This window comes from Marinomonas piezotolerans (assembly GCF_003362755.1).
In the GTDB taxonomy this organism is placed as follows: domain Bacteria; phylum Pseudomonadota; class Gammaproteobacteria; order Pseudomonadales; family Marinomonadaceae; genus Marinomonas; species Marinomonas piezotolerans.
The window spans coordinates 826592-845630 of record NZ_QKRA01000001.1 but is presented as its reverse complement, the minus strand read 5'-3'; the positions used below and the strand labels follow the sequence as shown (position 1 = coordinate 845630).

The 19039-nt window shown below is 43.9% G+C and carries 21 protein-coding genes and 2 pseudogenes; 17 read left to right on the top strand and 6 right to left on the bottom strand.

Features of this window, described 5'->3' with window-relative positions; genetic code table 11:
• Positions 1-9: 9 nt before the first annotated feature.
• Complete coding sequence (locus DN730_RS03905; protein WP_115466776.1) at positions 10-630, top strand: hypothetical protein; 621 nt, start codon at positions 10-12, stop codon at positions 628-630.
• The gene (locus DN730_RS03900; protein ID WP_115466775.1) at positions 630-1196 is read left to right on the top strand and encodes a hypothetical protein; all 567 of its coding nucleotides are present in this window, start codon (positions 630-632) and stop codon (positions 1194-1196) included. The genes DN730_RS03905 and DN730_RS03900 overlap by 1 nt, the downstream gene beginning before the upstream one ends.
• A gap of 71 nt (positions 1197-1267) precedes the next feature.
• Here the strand turns inward: DN730_RS03900 and DN730_RS03895 are convergent, their stop codons facing one another.
• A complete protein-coding gene (locus tag DN730_RS03895; protein ID WP_115466774.1) occupies positions 1268-1504 on the bottom strand; it encodes a helix-turn-helix domain-containing protein in 237 nt (78 codons plus the stop codon).
• A 128-nt stretch (positions 1505-1632) separates the two neighbouring features.
• On the opposite strand from DN730_RS03895, the gene DN730_RS03890 reads away from it, so the two are divergent.
• From DN730_RS03890 to DN730_RS03860, 7 genes are all read left to right on the top strand, one after another.
• Positions 1633-1854, top strand: a complete 222-nt coding sequence (locus tag DN730_RS03890) for a hypothetical protein (protein ID WP_115466773.1) — start codon at positions 1633-1635, stop codon at positions 1852-1854.
• A gap of 2 nt (positions 1855-1856) precedes the next feature.
• Positions 1857-3065 (top strand): site-specific integrase, encoded by a 1209-nt coding sequence (locus tag DN730_RS03885; RefSeq protein ID WP_115466772.1) that lies wholly within the window; start codon positions 1857-1859, stop codon positions 3063-3065.
• Positions 3055-3693 (top strand): hypothetical protein, encoded by a 639-nt coding sequence (locus DN730_RS03880; protein ID WP_115466771.1) that lies wholly within the window; start codon positions 3055-3057, stop codon positions 3691-3693. The genes DN730_RS03885 and DN730_RS03880 overlap by 11 nt, the downstream gene beginning before the upstream one ends.
• 118 nt (positions 3694-3811) lie before the next feature.
• Positions 3812-4204 carry a DUF2384 domain-containing protein gene (locus tag DN730_RS03875; RefSeq protein WP_115466770.1) on the top strand — a complete coding sequence of 131 codons (393 nt, stop codon included), beginning with the start codon at positions 3812-3814 and terminating at the stop codon, positions 4202-4204.
• A 236-nt stretch (positions 4205-4440) separates the two neighbouring features.
• A complete protein-coding gene (locus tag DN730_RS03870) occupies positions 4441-4923 on the top strand; it encodes a class I SAM-dependent methyltransferase (protein ID WP_211313828.1) in 483 nt (160 codons plus the stop codon).
• Position 4924: 1 nt separating this feature from the next.
• Complete coding sequence (locus tag DN730_RS03865; RefSeq protein WP_115466769.1) at positions 4925-5935, top strand: HNH endonuclease signature motif containing protein; 1011 nt, start codon at positions 4925-4927, stop codon at positions 5933-5935.
• Positions 5936-5954: 19 nt separating this feature from the next.
• Positions 5955-6260, top strand: coding sequence for a hypothetical protein (locus DN730_RS03860; RefSeq protein WP_115466768.1), 306 nt, complete (start codon positions 5955-5957; stop codon positions 6258-6260).
• 462 nt (positions 6261-6722) lie between these two features.
• Here DN730_RS03860 and DN730_RS03855 read toward each other — a convergent pair whose 3' ends face one another.
• Both DN730_RS03855 and DN730_RS03850 read right to left on the bottom strand, forming a co-directional pair.
• Positions 6723-7433, bottom strand: coding sequence for a hypothetical protein (locus DN730_RS03855; protein ID WP_115466767.1), 711 nt, complete (start codon positions 7431-7433; stop codon positions 6723-6725).
• Positions 7434-7516: 83 nt separating this feature from the next.
• Positions 7517-8281 (bottom strand): hypothetical protein, encoded by a 765-nt coding sequence (locus DN730_RS03850; protein ID WP_115466766.1) that lies wholly within the window; start codon positions 8279-8281, stop codon positions 7517-7519.
• Between the two features lie 248 nt (positions 8282-8529).
• Between DN730_RS03850 and DN730_RS03845 the strand changes: the two genes are divergently transcribed.
• Positions 8530-9141, top strand: a complete 612-nt coding sequence (locus DN730_RS03845; protein WP_115466765.1) for a 4Fe-4S single cluster domain-containing protein — start codon at positions 8530-8532, stop codon at positions 9139-9141.
• 24 nt (positions 9142-9165) lie between these two features.
• On the opposite strand, the pseudogene DN730_RS03840 reads toward DN730_RS03845, so the two are convergent.
• Positions 9166-9506: pseudogene (locus tag DN730_RS03840) on the bottom strand (transposase); the annotation flags it as partial.
• 206 nt (positions 9507-9712) lie between these two features.
• Between DN730_RS03840 and DN730_RS03835 the strand changes: the two are divergent.
• The 6 genes from DN730_RS03835 to DN730_RS03810 all read left to right on the top strand — a co-directional run bounded on the left by DN730_RS03835 (position 9713) and on the right by DN730_RS03810 (position 16360).
• Entirely contained in the window at positions 9713-10387 is a 675-nt protein-coding gene (locus DN730_RS03835) for a response regulator transcription factor (RefSeq protein WP_115466764.1), read from the top strand.
• On the top strand, positions 10380-11783 hold the full coding sequence (locus DN730_RS03830; protein WP_115466763.1) for a sensor histidine kinase: 1404 nt from the start codon (positions 10380-10382) through the stop codon (positions 11781-11783). The genes DN730_RS03835 and DN730_RS03830 overlap by 8 nt, the downstream gene beginning before the upstream one ends.
• Complete coding sequence (locus DN730_RS03825; RefSeq protein WP_115466762.1) at positions 11780-12838, top strand: ABC transporter substrate-binding protein; 1059 nt, start codon at positions 11780-11782, stop codon at positions 12836-12838. Before DN730_RS03830 ends, DN730_RS03825 begins: the two co-directional genes overlap by 4 nt.
• 154 nt (positions 12839-12992) lie before the next feature.
• Positions 12993-13919 carry a TAXI family TRAP transporter solute-binding subunit gene (locus DN730_RS03820; RefSeq protein ID WP_115466761.1) on the top strand — a complete coding sequence of 309 codons (927 nt, stop codon included), beginning with the start codon at positions 12993-12995 and terminating at the stop codon, positions 13917-13919.
• A 12-nt stretch (positions 13920-13931) separates the two neighbouring features.
• Positions 13932-15863 carry a TRAP transporter permease gene (locus DN730_RS03815; protein WP_115466760.1) on the top strand — a complete coding sequence of 644 codons (1932 nt, stop codon included), beginning with the start codon at positions 13932-13934 and terminating at the stop codon, positions 15861-15863.
• Between the two features lie 254 nt (positions 15864-16117).
• Complete coding sequence (locus tag DN730_RS03810; protein WP_147290557.1) at positions 16118-16360, top strand: hypothetical protein; 243 nt, start codon at positions 16118-16120, stop codon at positions 16358-16360.
• A 1214-nt stretch (positions 16361-17574) separates the two neighbouring features.
• Here DN730_RS03810 and DN730_RS19500 read toward each other — a convergent pair.
• Positions 17575-17652 (bottom strand): annotated as a pseudogene (locus DN730_RS19500) (transposase); the annotation flags it as partial.
• A gap of 711 nt (positions 17653-18363) precedes the next feature.
• On the opposite strand from DN730_RS19500, the gene DN730_RS03800 reads away from it, so the two are divergent.
• Entirely contained in the window at positions 18364-18648 is a 285-nt protein-coding gene (locus DN730_RS03800; protein ID WP_115466758.1) for an STAS domain-containing protein, read from the top strand.
• A gap of 59 nt (positions 18649-18707) precedes the next feature.
• On the opposite strand, the gene DN730_RS03795 is transcribed toward DN730_RS03800, so the two are convergent.
• The gene (locus DN730_RS03795; protein ID WP_115466757.1) at positions 18708-18956 is read right to left on the bottom strand and encodes a hypothetical protein; all 249 of its coding nucleotides are present in this window, start codon (positions 18954-18956) and stop codon (positions 18708-18710) included.
• Positions 18957-19039 lie beyond the last annotated feature (83 nt).

The following is a 19039-nucleotide window of genomic DNA, read 5'->3' as shown; positions in this document are numbered from 1 at the left end:
GTGTTGTCTATGTATTTCATTAAGAGTTTAACTACTTGCGCTGTTGTGACTATTGCTATTCTTGGTAATAGTCTTTCTTGGGCGGAATCAACTGCTTTCCCAGAGCCATTTGGGCTCAAATGGGGAATGTCTAATCAAGAGCTGATCCAAGCTGGTTTTAACTCTCCTAGGCCCACCGGTCAGTTTGAATACTTGACTTCCGTCACCACCCCTAAGCCTTGGTCCAAAGGCGATCAATACCTTGCTTTAACTTATAAAAGCAATCTTGTAAAGCTTATAGTGAGTTCTAATACCTTTACTGCAGATCTGTACGGCAGTGAGGGCAAGGCGTTATATGAAAGTGTTAACTCGATCATGACAAAAAAATATGGGCAACCTTCAGATAAATTAGAATATGTTGGAATGAAGCTCTATGACGATGCTGACGAGTTTTACCAATGCCTTGATTATGATGGCTGTGGTGCGTATGTGACCCAGTATCAAATATCTGGCGGTTTTTTAGCTGTGGAGATAGAAGGTCAAGGAAGAGGAAAAGGGTTCGTTAAAATAACCTATGAAAGCCCTGAGTTTTATGTGGCTAAAGAGCAGATAGACAGTGCCAATCAAGCTGATGATTTGGAGGCCTTCTAATGTTAAAAGCCACATGTATAGTCATCCTTTTGGCGTCATTTGCAGGCCTGGGTTATGCGAAAAATTTCCAAGACTCGGTTGATCGAGTGATAGAAGAAGATCCTCGGAATCGCGGCATTAAAGTAACGTTGGAGTCAAAGCACAATGATCTTTGGTTCTGTTTAAAATCACTAGAAGACTCTGTCGGACCTATGGATGTCTTCAGAGTCTTTTTGCGCACAGCGGAGCGCCTTCAAGAAGAATCTTTTGAGTCAGTTAAACTATGTTACGGAAACACGGAGCGGTTTATTCTATCAGGTGATGAATATCACGTAATTGGCAGTCAGTTACCCACTCAAAATGTGATATACACCATCCGAACGTTTCCTGAAAAACTGGTCTTGCCAAACGGTAGTCCTGCCTTTGATCGGCATAGGGGAGGTGTTTTATATCAAATGAAATGGCAAATGCGTGATTTTCAGTCAATGAATGAGCAGTGGTATCTATCAGATATCATTGACGCGAGAGAAGCCAAAAAGGAAGCTAGGAGGCCTAAGACATTTGCACCCGATGAAGAAGTATTCTAATCATTGTTAGGACTGACAATGAGTCTTGGAGAAGCCGCCATTAGTATGTGCTTGAAGCGGCTTCCATCTTTCTATTCAGAACTTTCGTCTTCCGATACGTATTCTACAAGATCACTAATATCACATTTAAAATAGGCACAAAGCAAATCGAGGTTTGATGTCACTGTACTGAACCCTTTTTGGTTCGCCATTTTAGATAGGGATACCCGGTTTACTCCACTCTCATCTGCGACTCTTGTCATAGTGATACGCTGCCCTTCCTTGAATGACTTATCAGCGATCAGTTCTTTAATGCGAAACCTAAGCATGTAATCTCCATATTTGTATATAAATAAATACAAAACAATATTGACGTGAACAAAACAGTTCGCTACTATTTTTATCTTGTTAAGATATCTTAACAATCATTCTTTAATCGTAACGATCGAGGTTGCACATGAACACGTATCTTACCACAGAACAATTGGCGGATAGAATTCATTATAACCCTAGAACCATCCGAAACGAGCTTCTAGATATCTGCTTATTCGAAGGTCGCCATTACGTTCGTCCTTTTAATCGCCGCAAAATTTTATTTATCTGGGAAACGATTGAACAAGACATGCTTGCTCAATCTGAAGACACCATTGCTTTAGCAACTGCTGTAGAGGAGGAGTAGATATGGCTAGCGTGAGCGTAAGGAAAGAGAGCAACACACTTTATTTAGACTTTCGATATATGGGACGAAGATGTCGAGAGCAAACGAACTTCAAAAATACAGTGGCCAATAAACGTCGCCTTGAGAAGTTATTGGTCGTTATTGAAGCAGAAATTATGGCTGGAACTTTTCGTTATGCGAAGCACTTTCCTGATAGTAAAGGGGCACATAGATTTGCCGAGGAAGAGCTGAAGCTCCATGACCCAAAAGAATGGTCTTTAAAACAAGAACAACAGGTTGTGCCAATTTTTGAAGAGTATGTGTTGGGATGGTTAGAAAGGCACAAAGTTGCTTGGAGAAAATCACACATCGTTAACATTGAAAGTATGATAAACAAACATTATCTGCCGTACTTTGGTGGGATGGAAATCAGCAGCATCACTCGTAATGACCTCTTAAAATTTCGTACAGCTCTCGCCAAAGTGCCCGGACGAAATGGAAGAGAAAGCTTAAGTAACACTCGAATCAACAAGATCATGGATCCGTTGAGACGCATTTTCGAGGACGCCGCTGAAGAATTCCACTTTATCACGCCTTACATACGAATCAAGCAGCTTAAGTCTCATAAGACCGATGTCCAGCCTTTTACGTTTGAGGAAGTAAACCTGTTGCTGGATAAAGTGAGAACGGACTATCGAGACTACTACTTGATTCGCTTCTTCACGGGTATGCGTACGGGTGAGATAGACGGGTTGAAATGGAAATACGTAGATTTCACAAAACGAATCATAAAGATACGTGAAACGATTGTCGCTGGAGAAGAAGACATCACTAAAACTGAGTCATCAATTCGCGATATTCATATGAGTCAACCTGTATACGAAGCATTCAAACGAGTGAAAGCCAATACGTGGCGTTTCGGGAAGTTTGTGTTTTGCAACCGCGAGGGTGAAGCGCTAAATCATTGCAACGTAACCAAGCGCGTCTGGTACCCAATGCTGAAGCGGTTAGGCATAGAGAAAAGAAGGCCATATCAAACTCGACACACTGCAGCCACATTATGGTTGGCGGCAGGAGAATCCCCAGAATGGATTGCAATGCAAATGGGGCATTCGAATACCGAAATGTTGTTTCGAGTTTACTCGCGTTACGTTCCAAACCTGACAAGAATGGATGGTAGCGCGATGGATAAACTTCTAGCTGAGAAACTGGAGGGTAGACATGCAGTTTAACTCTAAGTCTGCACTGCAGCCATTACTTGGAAGTGTTGATGGGCTGGTACGCTTCAAGGGATGCTACTTACTGAAGTCCATTGAAGAACGTGTTCTGATTGGAACCTTTACAACTCGTGTAGCAGTACTTTCTGATGTCGAGAATATCGGTGAGCTTGAGGTGCGCTTGCTGGGGAATAATTTTGGTACGCTAGTAGCTCTCCAGAACGAGTATTTACAGGTGGAAGTGGCATTTAAAAGAGTCAAAACGAACAGCTTCTTTTATCTTGCATGGTATGAAACCTTAGGTTCATCGACTGTAGAAGGCATCGGGCAGCGAATAAAACAGCTTTCCGAAAAGAGTGTTCGAGAGGATGCAGTACTTTTGGACCAACGCATATCAGCTATTCGATCACCTTACCTAAGGGATTACTGTGTAAACTTATCGAATATGTTACCTGATAAAATGTCGTCGATCGCTTGGAATTCATTGATTTCTAACTTAGAGCACCAGTCTGAAGAAGCCGTGTGCATTCAGCTAACGATGTTAATGTGCAAAGGCGATATTTTTCGGTGTGGGTATTTTTTGAACTTGCTTCCAGATAAAAGACCATATCGGACTTGGGAGCTGAGTTTGCTGGGAGACTAGCCTTTCAGAATGCACGTAAATCGTCGTGAAACTCATTGCCACACCTATGAGTTAACGACGTTTTTACGTGTTTCATTTCGTTTGCACAGACGTAAGAATTTGTTAAGGGAGAAGAAAAATGGGGGTAGATTCAAGCCAGGGTTCAGAAAACATGGGACGTGTTGCGTTAAAGGTTCTTTTTGCTTTAGCTAACGAATGGAAGTCAACGAATGAAGAGCTATGTAAGCTGCTTAATGTAAACTCAGTAGAAGTGATTGATAGTTGGCGGGTTTTAGAGCAAAACAATCAAGGAGTATCTTTGGCAAAAGATGTCGAAGAGAATATATCTCATTTAATTGCAATTTACCGACTGACGCAAGTCGTGTTTCCTGGAAAGGAGAGCTCTTGGATTAGGTGTTCGAACCAGTACTTTAATGATCGGAGCCCGTATGCAATTATGCTCAATGGCAAGACTGGAGCTGAGACGGTCAGGTCGTATCTTGAGGCGCTAAGTCAAGATAACTATATGTAACGATATTATCGCAAACCTCAAACTCGGTTCTGAACTGCTGGAATGCTCATATCAAGACAGTACTTCTTGTAAAGGTTAATAGCTGTCTGTAAACATGGATTATATGTCTTCAAGTAAGGGATTAAATGAATCTTAAAGCTAGCACCAACCAGTATTATAGCGAGTTCGCCGAGAGCTTTACTGCCAATACGCTGCATGTTGATATGTCTGAGTTGTATCAATGATTTCTTCCTTATATACCCCCCAAAGCGCATATTCTTGATGCGGGCTGTGGTAGTGGGCGTGACGCAAAACGTTTTAAATCTTTAGGTTTTCAAGTGGCTGCATTCGACGCCAGTCCAGAGTTGGCAGCCATAGCCAGCGAGTTGCTTCAGCTCCCAGTCGTTGTTCAAACCTTTCGGCAATTTGATGAAATTGATTTATATGATGGAATCTGGTGCTGCGCAAGCTTACTGCATGTGCCTAATTCAGAGCTAAACGATGTGTTTAAACGGTTACATCGCGCATTGAAATACGATGGTGTGCTTTATGCGTCGTTTAAATATGGAATAGAGGAGCGCGTTAAAGATGGACGTTTCTTCAATGATCAAAATGAGCGGACAATTCAAACTTATTTATCCGGATTCAAGGTATTGGAAATTTGGGTGACTGGTGACCAGCGTCCAGATCGAGAGACTGAGCAATGGTTAAATCTGATTGTTCAGAAGCAAGAGCATTAGCATGAAATCTGCAATCGAGTTTATTGCATACGTTCAGCGTTTACTGGTAGAAGGCGATTTTACCGCGACTTACAAATACGCGTTGCTGCACGCGATTGCGGACGTCTGTGTCGAAAGCCCTAATGTAACAGTGAACAGTAAGCTTCCTATCTCATTTGATGTGTTGGCAGATAAAATGCTGCGTTTGTATTGGAATCAAGCGCGTCCGTTTGGTGTCCAGTCAAACCAGCAGCAATTGCATCAGAACAGTGATTCACAAAAGCAAATAGCAATCATCACGGCAGTGCAAAGCATCCAGAAAACTGGGCTTTATAACATCAACCAGCTGTATAAAAGTCCTCATTACAAAACGGTTCACAGTGTCGCTAAAACCGCGCTTAAAAATGGCCCACTTTGGCGCCTACAAATTTTAGCTAAAAAAGAAGAGTGCTTTTTATACCCGCACGATAAAAGCCAGAGGCATATTGAATTAAACGCAGGTGTGGCAGGATACTTTCGTGAGTTTTATCACCTAATAACCTACCTTGCTCGTGCCGCTTGGATCGACAAAATCATTTCGTTTAAGCACAACCAATATCTTGTTGGCGCTCAAGCTAATTTACCAGAATTCCTGTTTGGGCATGATCGTAAGGCCTTGGCCTACGCTAAACCACTGCTGCAAGAAATACAGAAAGACAGCTGCTTTTATTGCGGTAAGAAGCTCGATCAGCACTCAGAGGTTGACCACTTTATTCCTTTTGCAAAATATGCGTTCGATCTTGGGCATAACTTTGTGCTCGCGGATCGTGCTTGCAATAACAGCAAGCGCGATTACCTCGCAAGTTATGAGCATAAATATAAATGGGAAGAGAATAACCTCGTCAATCATGCGAAGTTGATCACTGCGGAATTGGCCAGTTATGTAGAGTGCGATACTGAAAAATCTATTGCGGTGTCAGATTGGGCTTACCAAATTGCTCGGAACAGTGCATCGAACTTATGGCAGAGTAAGAGTGAATTTAGACTAGCGTGACTGTATGTAAGGAGATGAAATGTTCTATATCGGTGTTATGCATTATTTTGCGACTGGGGAGGGCGTTCTACTTTATGTCGCCAGTGGAAGCGAGGCATCAATAAAGGAAGCTATCCCAGAGTACTTTCATCAAGGGCTAGCGATCTTAACACCCTCAGATTGGCTTAAAGCAGCTGACGGAGATTGTGTAGATGAGTACCAAAAATATAACGCTGAAGTCCTTAAAGCTCATTTGCCTTTGTTATGGAAGCAGATTGAAGAAATGGCTTCAGGTAGAGAGTTCAATTTAGAGTTCTCTATGAAGTATCATTTTAACTACGGCTGATATTGATTTAGGCAAGATAGGCAAACCAGAATACGCTCAATCTAAGTTGAGAGGGACATACAAATGACTTCAAAGTCATCGAATACACAGATCAAGCTAACAGCAAAGGGAATGGATCGTCTCGTGGCAGCACTTGAATCTCCGCCAAAGATAACTGGTCTTGATGTAGCGTATTCGCGTTGGAGAGCAGATTATGATGGAGAAACGAGATTTCTTAGAAGAGATAAGGCTTAAGCTAATGTAATCGCCAGTTGCTTTTGACCTCTTAAGACGAACACTATTCAAGCATTGTCATGCTGAACAATAGCTAGGACCGGGGATACAATGGAAATGACGAGGGCGCGAAGGCAATAATTCTTCAAGCTGACCGTGAGGCAATCGAAGATTCTAAACGATAAAGATAGTTATTGAGATCATTAGATCATAAAAAAGGCTTTCAACTGAAAGCCTTTTTTAGTTGATTTACGAACGTTTATTATAATCGAAAGTAAATTCATTAAAGACATTAACATAAGGGTTGGACTGATCAGGGGTAGATGTATTTCCTTGCTTTTCTGCTACATTACCAACATTCCTTTTGGACGAAACTGAAACATTTGGAGTTGCTTTGTAATGACTCCATTCCTCTGATCTCATCCTTGCCTTGTTTTTAGCGTAATTAGGGTGAAGCTTACCATAAGATTTTTCTTGGCTTGCTACCCTCATCCAATACAAGGCGATCGCAAAACTAAAAGGGCAGAAGATACCCAGAATAGGAGTTAAAAATAGAGCGATCACTCCCCACAGAGTCGCACCGGTTGCCGTGGATGAAGGCACAAAAGATACAAACAACTTTGATATCAATCCCAGAACCATTGCTACAAACAACGCCCCAACGATAGCAAGAGCGTTATTGATTTCCAAAGCTGCCAGAAGAAAACCAAGAACCAGAACTAAAAATGCGTTACCAATGAACCCTATCTTACCAACCAGTTTAGAAAGCCCACTAGTCGGGGTATAAACACGAAATAAGCCCAAACCTGCGTATAGGACTACAGCAACATTGAAGATATTAGCTCCTATAAACAAAGTAAGGTATCCCCCCCAAAGTAGCATTCCCGCATAAGCGCTAGTGGCTGTTGACGAATCATTTAATTTGTCGCCATATGCTTTCAAGCTTTTTAATATTCTCATTTTTAGCTCGTCTAAATTTATTAACTGATAGGGATATTTTGGATTCAACGGCTGCCACTATTAGTAGCAGCCGTTGATATTGTTTATAGATCGCGATGATACATATTATGGGAGTGTATTGAATAATACGGATCAAAACATTCATCATGAAAATTACCCTCTTTATCAGGATTTGATTTGTTACCACGACGGAATGTTAATACGGTTTTGGGCTTATTAGCGTAAAGACCAATCCTTTCTCCAATCCCAATCAAAACACCTGCATACGCTGTGAAGATGAATGTCACACCGAAGTAATCTTCTCCCCCGAACAGAGCAAGCACCGCCTGTATTGATGCTATAGCGATGAATCCCGACATATTTTTGCACTTCATAAGAGCAATTGAAAATTTCATACCCATTTTCAATACAACAGTGACAAGCACTAAAGCGAACACGATGCCAGACAAGTTCAACAATTCAAGTGTTTGACTAACGGAGTTAACACCCAATTCTTGAGCGCCTTTTTTGAGGCTTACGAATACAACAACCATCGCTAGAATAGCCCCAATATAACCACCGAACAATTTTTTGGCGCTTAGGTTGGTGTTTGGGTACGCACAGATAAAGATGTGAGACATAGCACAAATAACAAAAGCTACGATGCATTCCAGAGATATTTCAAGTCCTAAATACGCCGCCACGACTCCGACTATAGACATGGTTGTTACAAGCGTCAAAGCCACTAAAACTTTGCTTCTTTCAATAGCATATTGAAGTTGAGGGACATCAGAGTCACGATGTGCGACCTTCACCTTAGATGGGTTTGCAGTGCTGTCCTTCCACGGGTCAAAATTAACTGATTTCATCCCTGTAATTCCCTCTAAAACTAATTTCTGATTCGTCATATCTTAATTAAGTTAAGTTTCGCTCAAAAATAACACAATGCCAAGTGTATAAAAAATGAGCTGTACATTTACCTAAATGTTAAGGAACTCAACATATTTTCGACTTTGGCCCAGCGAACCTTCAAGCGGTTTAATTGCACTATTATTTAGAGATGCAACTCCACTAGTTAGCTCGACAACCTCGTTGAAGGAAAAGGTATTGAAGCGCTATTCGCTATGGTGTAACCGTAGTCAAAGATTACGGTGAATATTTTAATATTGTCAACATCGAGCCGGAAAGCAATATCTATGGCCCCGGCAAACGTTTTGTTATATGGGTGCAGGGATGCTCCTTGGCTTGTAAAGAATGCTGGAACCAGAAAATGTGGTCAGAAAGTCCGCAAACGATACTTCACAGAGAGGTATTGTTAGAGACCATTCTGAATACAGATGGAATTCGAGGCGTTACATTACTAGGAGGTGAGCCGCTTGAGCAACAGGTTAATTTATTTTGGCTACTTGGTAAAATTCGAGAGAAATCTGACTTAACTATATTTGTATTTAGCGGTTATGAATTAGATGAAATAGCGCTTTTGGGGGCTTCTGATGATCTACAGAAACTATGTGACATGATAGCGATTGGGTGTTACAGGCAGTCATATCGCAATGTCGATCAGCAATGGATTGGATCGAGTAATCAATCAGTAATGTATCCGAACGGGTCAAGGGAAACAGGTCTGCCCCAAAAACTGTATCAAGTGGAAATAATCATTGATGATAATGTAAGTTTATCTATCACTTGTTTCCCTGATGATGACTTAGTGAAAGCTATAATGGATTAACCAGACGGTGAAAGCTTAGTACATGTGCTTCTCAGGCAAGTAACGGAAGTTCGCGATGGTCGTGTATTCTGGAATCGCGCCTTCTAATGATAAGCCAGCAGACAGCCGCGTAGAGGTAATCTCGTAAAGGGCATCTTCCATCGCTGGATCACTTATGTTGTACCAGTTCTGCATAAAGTGAATGCGTAGCATGGTAGCGGGAGGGTATGGACGCCGACCACTACCTATCTTTGGATAGAACGGTTCAACTTGAACTTCAAGCTTTTGCCATGGAATCAGTTCATTCATCCGACTAAGGAAAAGCCTCTTACGGGTTTACGGTGTCTGCTGGTGAATTCGGTATCGGCGAAGGAAATCTGGTTCATGATCTATATAGGTCGTAGTCAAATTAAGTTGGCTAGAATGTCTCATGCTGCCGACTTAATCGCATGTTCTCTAACTAGCTAATTCTACCCTAAGACCTCTCTTACGAAAAAATGAATCATTGGAAGCGGTTTTTAATCGGGATACGCATAGCCAATTCACAAAGGATGTGTAACGCTATGGAAAAACAAGAATTTAGCGGGTAATTATGCGCATACTCGTCATCGAAGACGATACCATATTGAGTGAAGCTACGGCTCATCGCCTTAAGCGTCTTGGACATGGGGTGGATTGTGCTATCACGGGGGCCCAGGCCATGGCTTTGTTAGCGATACAAAACTACGATCTGGTTACCCTTGATCTCAACTTGCCGGATACTCGCGGTGAGCAGATTCTCACCATACTACGGCAAAAACATAAAACTACGCCGGTTTTGGTCGTTACGGCACGGGGGAGTGTTGACGATAGAATTCAACTCCTCGATTTGGGAGCGGATGATTACATCACCAAGCCGTTCGACTTTGGTGAGTTAGAGGCGAGAATTCGTGCTCTACTGCGCCGTAGTCAAGGACAAGCAAAGGATGTGGTCACCTTTGGTGATATTTCGTTGGATCGCAAAGCCTGTTCTGTCACGGTTTGCGATCGAGTGTTGGAGTTAAAACAACGGGAATTTCGCTTACTTGAAGTCTTTATGAGTCAGCCAAAACAAGTGCTGAGTAAAGAGGTGTTACTTGAACACTTGTACGGCTTTGATGAAAGTCCAGGCCCGAGCGTAATTGAAATTTATGTGGCTCGGCTGCGTAAAACGTTGTCCGGCAGTCGGGTTCATATTCGCACGATTCGCGGTTTAGGGTACTTGCTGGAAGAGGGTCGAGGTGAGTAAGGGGCTCTCAATCAAACGTCAGCTATTTGTAATGACCGTGCTGGTGCTTTGTGTGATCAACGGCATCGCTATTTGGGGAGCGAATCTTTATGCCGAGAGGGCAGCGAAACTCTCCTTCGATCGACTCTTGCATGGCGCCGCCTTACAGATTGCCGAAAGTATTAATTTACTGGATGGCCGAGTAGTGATCGACCTCCCGGTTTCGGCATTCGAAACGCTTGCTCTCGCCCCTTCTGACCGGGCGTACTACGCGGTTACCCGTCTTGATACCAAGGAAGTGCTGACAGGCTATGACAACCTCCCAAGTCGTTTTATTTTTCCACAAAGTGTGTCTGCCGACCTGGGGGCCGAAGCTCCCATGTATATGGAAGCGCCATTTTATGGTGAAGCTACGCGCTTTATACGAGTGGTGAAACGCTTAATTGAAGCAGACCAAATGGTAGATGTAGAAATTGTCATTGGGCAAACTACGGTGGCGCGTCTGCAATTGGCGGATGAAATGGGAGGGATGGTCATCCGTTTTTTGATTTCATTCTTTGTTGTGACGTTGGCGTTACTGATGTTTGGAATTTGGCGTGTTTTACGCCCATTGAAGCTGTTAAAAAAAGCCATAGAGGCGCGGTCATCCACCGAGTTGACGCCGTTAAATACCGCCGTGCCGACAGAAATACAGCCGCTCATTGAGGCGATGAACTTCTTCATGGCTCAACTCGCTAACACCCTAGAGCGTTTAAAGCGCTTTACCGGCGAGGCGGCGCACCAACTTAGAACTCCTTTAGCAGGTCTTAATTTGCAGGCTCAAAATGCCTTGGATGAGCCAGACCCCATCGCACGAAAGCGGCAGCTCAATGACATTATTGAGAGCAGCGCATTGCTCTCTGAGACCGTCAATCACTTATTAAACGAAGCCACACTGGCGCACCGTATGCAAAGTGAGGTATTCCGCTCCCTTAATTTGCATACGCTGGTGCAAGATGTGTGTCGATCACTAGTTGTCTGGGCATTACAGCGCGATGTGGAGATTGCCTACCTCGGAAACGCGGAACATAAAATTCGTGGAGATGATGTTGCGTTGACGCAAATGCTACGTAATCTCATTGAAAATGCGGTGAAATATAGTCCGGAAGGTAGCAGCGTAGAAATCAATTTGACCGAAAGTTCAGCAGGCTTAATTCTCACTGTGAGTGATCAGGGAAGTGGTATTCGTGATAAGGATAAACAGCATGTGTTCGAGCGTTTTTACCGTGGCCAGCATAATCAAACTATGGGGTCGGGGATTGGTTTAAGCATCGCGAAAGAAGTCGCCGAGCACCACAAGGCCGTATTGACCCTTGAAGACAATCACCCTACGGGGTTGATTATTAAAGTCACATTTCCTCAAGAGGCGACCGTATGATTCGTTTTGCCATTGGTTTACTGTTTCTTTTGCTGGGAAGCGGTTCGCAGGCGGTGTCTAAGCACTACCTACCAGGTACGCTTGAAGGAAGTATACATATTTGGGGAGTTGCCGATTACCCTGTGATTGAACCACTCCTTCAACAGTTTCAGAAATCCGTATCCGATGTCGACGTTCACTACTGGGAATTTGGCACAAAAGAGCTTGAAGCAAGGTTGCGTACATACCCTGACGATATGCCCGATTTAGTAATGAGCCCCGCGATGGATTTGCAATTCAAGTTGGTCAATGACGGATTTGCCCGAACTTATCAATCATCGGTGACCGAGGCGCTGCCGAACTGGACAACTTGGCGCAACGAAATTTACGCGTTTGCCTTTGAACCTATCGTTATGGTGATAAATACCGATATTCTCGGCGGTATCGCTCTGCCGCGTAGCCGAGAACAACTGCTCAATTTAGTGCGTGAAAAAGGCCCGCTATTACAAGGAAAAATGGGGCTGAGTGACATCGAGCGGGTTGGATTGGGGTATCTCACTTGGTTCCATGATTCTCAACAATCTAGGACATATGGTCGTTTGTTGGAGGCATTTGGTAGCCATCATGCCCAGCTTTACCCTAATAGTCGCGAAATGTTAGACGCGCTACGCAAGGGGGAGATTTTCATTGCCTATAACCTGGTTGGTTCTTATGCGCTTGAATGGTCGAGGCGTTATCCGTGGATTGAGCCCATTATGCCCACCGATTACACATCGGTGGTACTTCGCACGGCATTTATTCCAGCACAGGCACAGCGCGCTGAGTTAGGTAGTGAATTTCTGGATTATTTGTTGTCCGAAGGCCAACAATACATGGCACAAAACGTGGGTCTTATTCCTATTGTAGAAGGAATAGAGGGGACAAATAGTCAAGAGGCATTAAAACGTCGAAGCCACGGTATTTTTAGGCCGATTCCCTTTGGTTTACCCTTACTAGTTCAAACTGACAAAGCAAAACGATCAATTATTTTAGATGAATGGCGCGCAGCCATGACGTCAGACCACAAATCGAAATAACCATGTTTTGCTATCAAGTTGACGAGTTAACACTGGCGCGATTTTTATTTGCCATGAAAGGTTCGTGAAAGGTTTGGTTTCTACATTGTCGATGTTAGCCCCGATATTGGCTCACACCATTTGATAAAAAAAATAACGTGAAATGGAGACAACCATGAAAAAATTGATTCTTGCCTCTGCGCTTGCGGCAGCGGTATCCACTACCACAATGGCCGCTGAACGAATCTCAATCGGCACGGGCGGTACGGGCGGTTTATTCTATGTGATCGGCGCTGGCATTGCCGAAACCCTCAATAAAAATCTTGATGACACCACGGCACGCGCGGAAGTGACCGGTGCATCGGTAGAAAACAATCACCGCGTTGCTGCCGGACAAATGACGTTAGGTTTATCGTCCTCTTCCACACTCTTCGAAGCAAAAAATGGCGAAGGCCCATTTAAAACTAGTGGTGCCTTAGATGTGGCGGCAATGGCTTATCTGTATCCAGCGGTACTTCAGGTCGCCACTATCGAAGGCGAGGGTGTAAATGGGTTCGCCGATCTAAAAGGCAAGCGCGTTAGCATGGGGCCTCCGGGCAGTAATGCCGCTGTAATCGCTACCCGCTTGTTGCAAGAGTACGGTGTATTTGATGACATCACACCCCGCTTTTTATCTTACAACGAAGGGGTAAAAGCATTGGTGAACGGCCAAGTTGATGCCACAGTGGTACTTGCCGGTGCGCCGACATCCGCGTTGATTGATCTTGATTCACAAACCAATATGAAGCTGTTGTCTGCCGACTTAGAGAAACTCGACAGCATGATCAAGAAATACCCCTTTTATCAAGTTGCGGAATTGAAAACAGGTATTTACCCAGACGTGTCGGCCCCTGTTGTTGTAATCAATGATCCAGCGATTCTATTTACGAGTGGCAAAGCGGATCAAAGCAAAGTTTACGATATCACCAAGGCCATGTTTGACCATCTTGATGAGCTGTCTCAGGTTCACCCTCAAGCGAAAAACATTCAGCTAAGTTCGGCACCGAATACGCCGATCTCCCTTCACCCAGGTGCGAAGAAATACTTCGACAAAGCAAAGTAAAAGGTGAAGATTATGGGGCAGACTTCCATTCGTAGTCTGCTCCTTTCGTCCGACCATTTGGGACGAAGGGAGCAGGTGGTAGCGTCGACGTTATTTAGTTTACTGGCCGTTTCAATTGCGGGATTAGTGCTTTATGGCGCCTATTATGGCGGTATAACGGCGTTTTTGTTGCGATCTTCGTTCTTCTCTCTCGTATCTGCGGCGGCGATGATGTATTACGCCAGCCAGCAAGCGAAATCTACATTCCGCTTAGGTTTCTATTTGATTGCCTTAGTGGCACTTATTCCGGGGCCGTATCTATGGAATAGCTACATCGATATTATCATGCGCGGTGCCATGTCGGTACAACAAGACACTTGGGTATTCTTGGCATTAGCCGCTATTGTCTTTCTCTTCGTTCGATTAGCCGTCGGCTGGGCGCTTGTCGTATTAATGGGTATCGCGTATTTGTACGCCGTATATGGCTATCTGATTCCCGGTGAATATGGTCATGGTGGGTATGATATTAACCGCTTAACCTCTACTTTGTTGTTATCAACCGAAGGGGTCTATGGCGTGCCCATGGGTGTGGCTGTTGAATACATTTTCCTATTTGGGTTGTTCGGTGCCATTCTGACCAAAATTGGCACCGGAGAAGTGTTTGTTGATATTGCCCGAGGTCTTACTGGGCGTATTCAAGGTGGGCCAGGGTTGTCTGCTGCATTATCTAGCGCGTTACTTGGCAGCTTAAACGGCAGTGCCGTAGCCAACGTGGTAACGACTGGAACATTTACCATCCCACTGATGAAACGCGTAGGCTACAGCCCAAAACTGGCCGGAGCCATTGAAGCCGCTGCTTCTTCGGCGGGACAAATCATGCCCCCTGTGATGGGAGCTGCCGCCTTCTTAATGGCTGAAATGATCGGTATCCCCTACGCTGAAGTAGCGCTGGCAGCGCTTGTTCCCGCCTTGTTATATATATTGGCGCTAATGGTATCGGTACGTCTTGAAGCCGGACGTTTGGGCTTAGAACGTGATATGGAAGCAGGTTGGCAGCTACTTGCAAAAACACTGAAAAGTAAGAGCTATTTATTGCTTCCCTTGATCGCTCTAATTGGTCTAATGATCATGGGCAAATCGCCAACTCAGGCGGCGGTCATTGGTATCGTTGTCGGTCTATTGATCAGTCCTTGGAAACAAGCCACGCGGGTTAACCTCGTTGATGTGATTGCATCATGTAAAGAGACCTTGACCAACACCTTACCAATTGTCGCAGCGGTGGCTTCCGCCGGTGTTGTCATTGGTATTCTGAACTTGACAGGTATGGGGCTGATGGTCTCTGGCCTCATCATTGAAGTGGGTAATGGCAGTCTTTGGGGGGTATTGCTGCTGACGGCGTTAGCGTCATTCATCCTGGGAATGGGGTTGCCTACCTCTGCAGCCTACTTGTTACTCGCTGTGCTGGTGGCACCGGCGATGACGCAATTGGGGATGGAAACCTTGTCGGCCCATATGTTTATTTTCTACTTCGGACTCGTATCGGCTATCACACCGCCGGTGGCGTTAGCGGCTTATGCTGCGGCTACCATTTCAGGGGCCGATGCTAACGAAACAGCGGTCGAGTCAATGCGTTTGGGATTCGTGAAATTGTTGGTGCCGTTTCTCTTTGTCACCATGCCAGGCATCCTGCTCATTGGTGATAGTGTGAGCGTGGTAATGGCGATCACCTTGGCTACCTTTGCGACAGTATCCATGAGCATCGGATTTTCAGGTTGGTGTTATGCGCCTTTATCGTTGCTTCAACGACTCGGCTTTGTTGTGGCTGCTGTGATGATCGCTTGGCCAGTACCTGCGGCCAACTTTGATACGCTCACTGTCTTGATTCGATTGCTAGGCTTTGTTGGTATGGGGTTGAGTTTTGCCTACTTATATAGCCGTCGCTCGCGTGAAATGGTGACTGTCTAGCAGTGTACGAAAAGGAGCAAAAGTTTTTTGCTCCTTTTACGTGGTTAGTTAAATCGAAATTATGTAGTGGGAGATTAGTTTCTCGTAAACACCACTGTTGCTTGGTTGGCTCCTCGGGCGCCGGAAAGTCGACATCACTCAACGCATTAGCTGTGAAAGTAGTCCGTTAAATCGGTGTTATTCGTAAATGTCAAACAAAAGGTTGGGTGCTATACCTCCTTCCAACCGAAGGAGTGATGATCGACGTGCCTGGTATGAAAGAACTTCGCATAGCCAATGTCGAGGAGGTCTTGGGACATGTTTTTGACGAGATTGAACGGCTCTCCTACCAGTGCCAATTTTTTGACTGTAAACACAAGAATGAGCCAGGTTGTGCGGTGCTTGCTGCCGTAGAAGCGGGGCAAGTTTGTGATCGCCTATTAGGAGTAGGTAGGGCGTCGCAGTTATTAATAAAACGTTTGACCTCCAAGGTGATCATTGGTCACATTGTTCTATAAAGTGACAAATAATTTCGTGCTTACTTCTTCTAGATAAATGCAGACTAATGCATCCTCGTAGGTGTGTAGCCGTCGTACCGCTACACACCAATCAGCGAAGAGTTTGAACTATTAAGGCAATCAAACGCTCAATAGTCTACTTGACTAAATTTCAAAAGGGTGTTGGTTTCTCAGGTTAGATAGTAAGGCGCTCACGAAGCCAAATTCATCACTCTTTTCGACATCACTGGCTGCCATTCTCATTTCCACACAAAGTTCGTCAGCGTGGCGGGTGGTAGCGACTTTCAGCTGTCTTCTAAGGGTATCTGTATTAAAATCTGGACCAAACAAAGTCAATATATCGTGACAGAATTGGTAGACCGATTGATCAAGATAGTTTCACAACGCGTACGGAGGCCAAATTCTAGCTCCTTACGCTCTTCCTCTTTCGCTCGATCAAAGAAATTAGCGGTAACGTCGTCGGCCAGGTCAGTAACGGCCTCAGCCCAGATAATAAAAGTAACCGCCGTTTTAGCGATTGACTACTGCCTCTAGGCTGACGTAATCGCCACACCACTTAGCCAACTCTTTAAAATTATCCCCCAGAAGACGTAATTCTAACTCCCCGGTATTTTCTACATCGCCAATAATGGCAATTCTGACGGGCCAACCGTTAGCATTTTTCTTCGTAGACCTATTTTAAGAAATAACAGCCTTTAAACCGAACTAGGTTACTAACATCATCTAGGTTCGGTTGGTGAGCTGAACGAGCTTCAGAGTTAGTCATGCTTCACCTCCGAATTCGCATCCAATAAAAGCTCAATAGCGCTTCCATTAAGGCGTGTTAAATTTGGTACGTAGCCCGAGTACACGCGGAATGGCATTTCAGTAGAGGAGTGCCCCATCTGTTTTGCTATCCATTCAGGTGATTCACCAGAAGCGAGCCAAAGAGTATCGGCTGTATGACGTTTCTGGTAGGGGCGTCGTTTTTTCAGTCCAAGCCGTTTTAACAGCGGATACCATATGCGTTGTGTGACGTTATTATAATTAATTGCTTCTCCGTTACGATTGCAAAAACAAACTGGCCAAATTGTGACATTGAGTAGAGCCAATGATATTGGCATCCGATCAAATTATATACTTGCGTTGGATATCCGAAACGTACCCAGCATCACGCGCTGTTCACCTGAGTGTTCGATGACATGAGTGGTGGTGCCTAAGCGATTAGCGACTTAAGTCACACTAAAACCTGCTTCAGTCATTTGCTTAACAGCTTCAAATTTGAATTGCTCTGGGTAACGTGTTTTGCTCATAAATACCTCTCAATTAGACCGTCTTATCTAACTAAAAGGTGTCTAGCTAACTAGTGGCGATTCAATATTTAGTTTTATTGAACGGCTCGGAAACTGATATCCTTCTTTACGAATAGCAACCCGAAGGACTTGTCTTTAGTAGTCAGTTTATCCGAAGGGAAGAGGGATTATGAGACCAACTAACGTATAGAAAAAGTAAAATTTATTTCACTCCATTGGCTGTTCTAGATTTAGTACGTTGAATATTAGAAATAAATTTAAATTTAAGCTATTGATTTTTAATGATTAAAATTTAAAATTCTAGCATATTGATTTTATGTAAGATAAAGTAAGCTATTGAATTGATCCTCATAACCCGAAGGTTCGAATCCGGCTCCCGCAACCATTTCTAAAGTGTTTGTTTGCAGTTTCTTCTTTTAAGGCTCTATGCAGCCTTGCCTCAATATCCCTTCAATTAGCGTCTAGAGACTTTAAGTCTTAACTTAAATCATGATAAATGATTTTTTGTGGTTATCTTCCGTTTTCTTGTTTTACCTTCCTTAATTATCGCTTTGCTTGTTTTAACTTATCTGACCTTAGATTGTTGTAAGTGGTGCAATGAGCTATTGCCGTATCTCGCGCAAGATCCTGAATAAATGTCGTGCGTTTTGATCCAGTTCTTTGTTTGCTGACGTAATAAATCTTAATAAGAGATTTTTTTGAGAGGCATGTATGAATGCGGCGAATACGATAGTCTTGCCAGAGAAATTTGGTTTTGATTGCTATAAGTGGTTTGATGAGCAGAGTTTCAATGCGCTCAGGGATGGTCGGCATGTTGAACTGGACTGTAGTAAGGTCAGTTATATTGATTCGGCCGCTCTTGGGATGATTGTGGTTCTTTATCGTCGTGCTAAAGAGGTTAGTGCCAGTGTATTGGTGAGGAACCCATCTAGCTATTGTGATGAGGTCTTTGAGCTCACGAATATATATGATCGGTACGTCTGTGAGATGCAGTGATTTAAGTGATTGGATGCTAGGGCAGCGTTCAGGATCTGCCCTAGATGGGGTGTTAACTACTATTGGCTTAGTGAAATGCGCTCTATTACTTGATTAGATTCGCTTACTTTGAAGCGATCTTTGTTTATTCCGCCTACTAGCTGTAGGGGTTGCCCATCAAATGTCTGATAGGAAGAGCGGGTAGTGAAGCGTTCTTGTCCTGACGCTGGCTCTTTTACTGATGTCGTGCTTTTAATTTCCACCACTAAAAACTCAGCATGGCTGACTGGGTCACAATACTTACCAAGTAAAGTTTCGGTCTTTTTCATGTCGAACTCCTATTTGATGTGGGTGCGTTTTCTAGTTTCAAGGTGTTTTGATCCCTTAGAATGAGCGCGTCGTTACATTATAG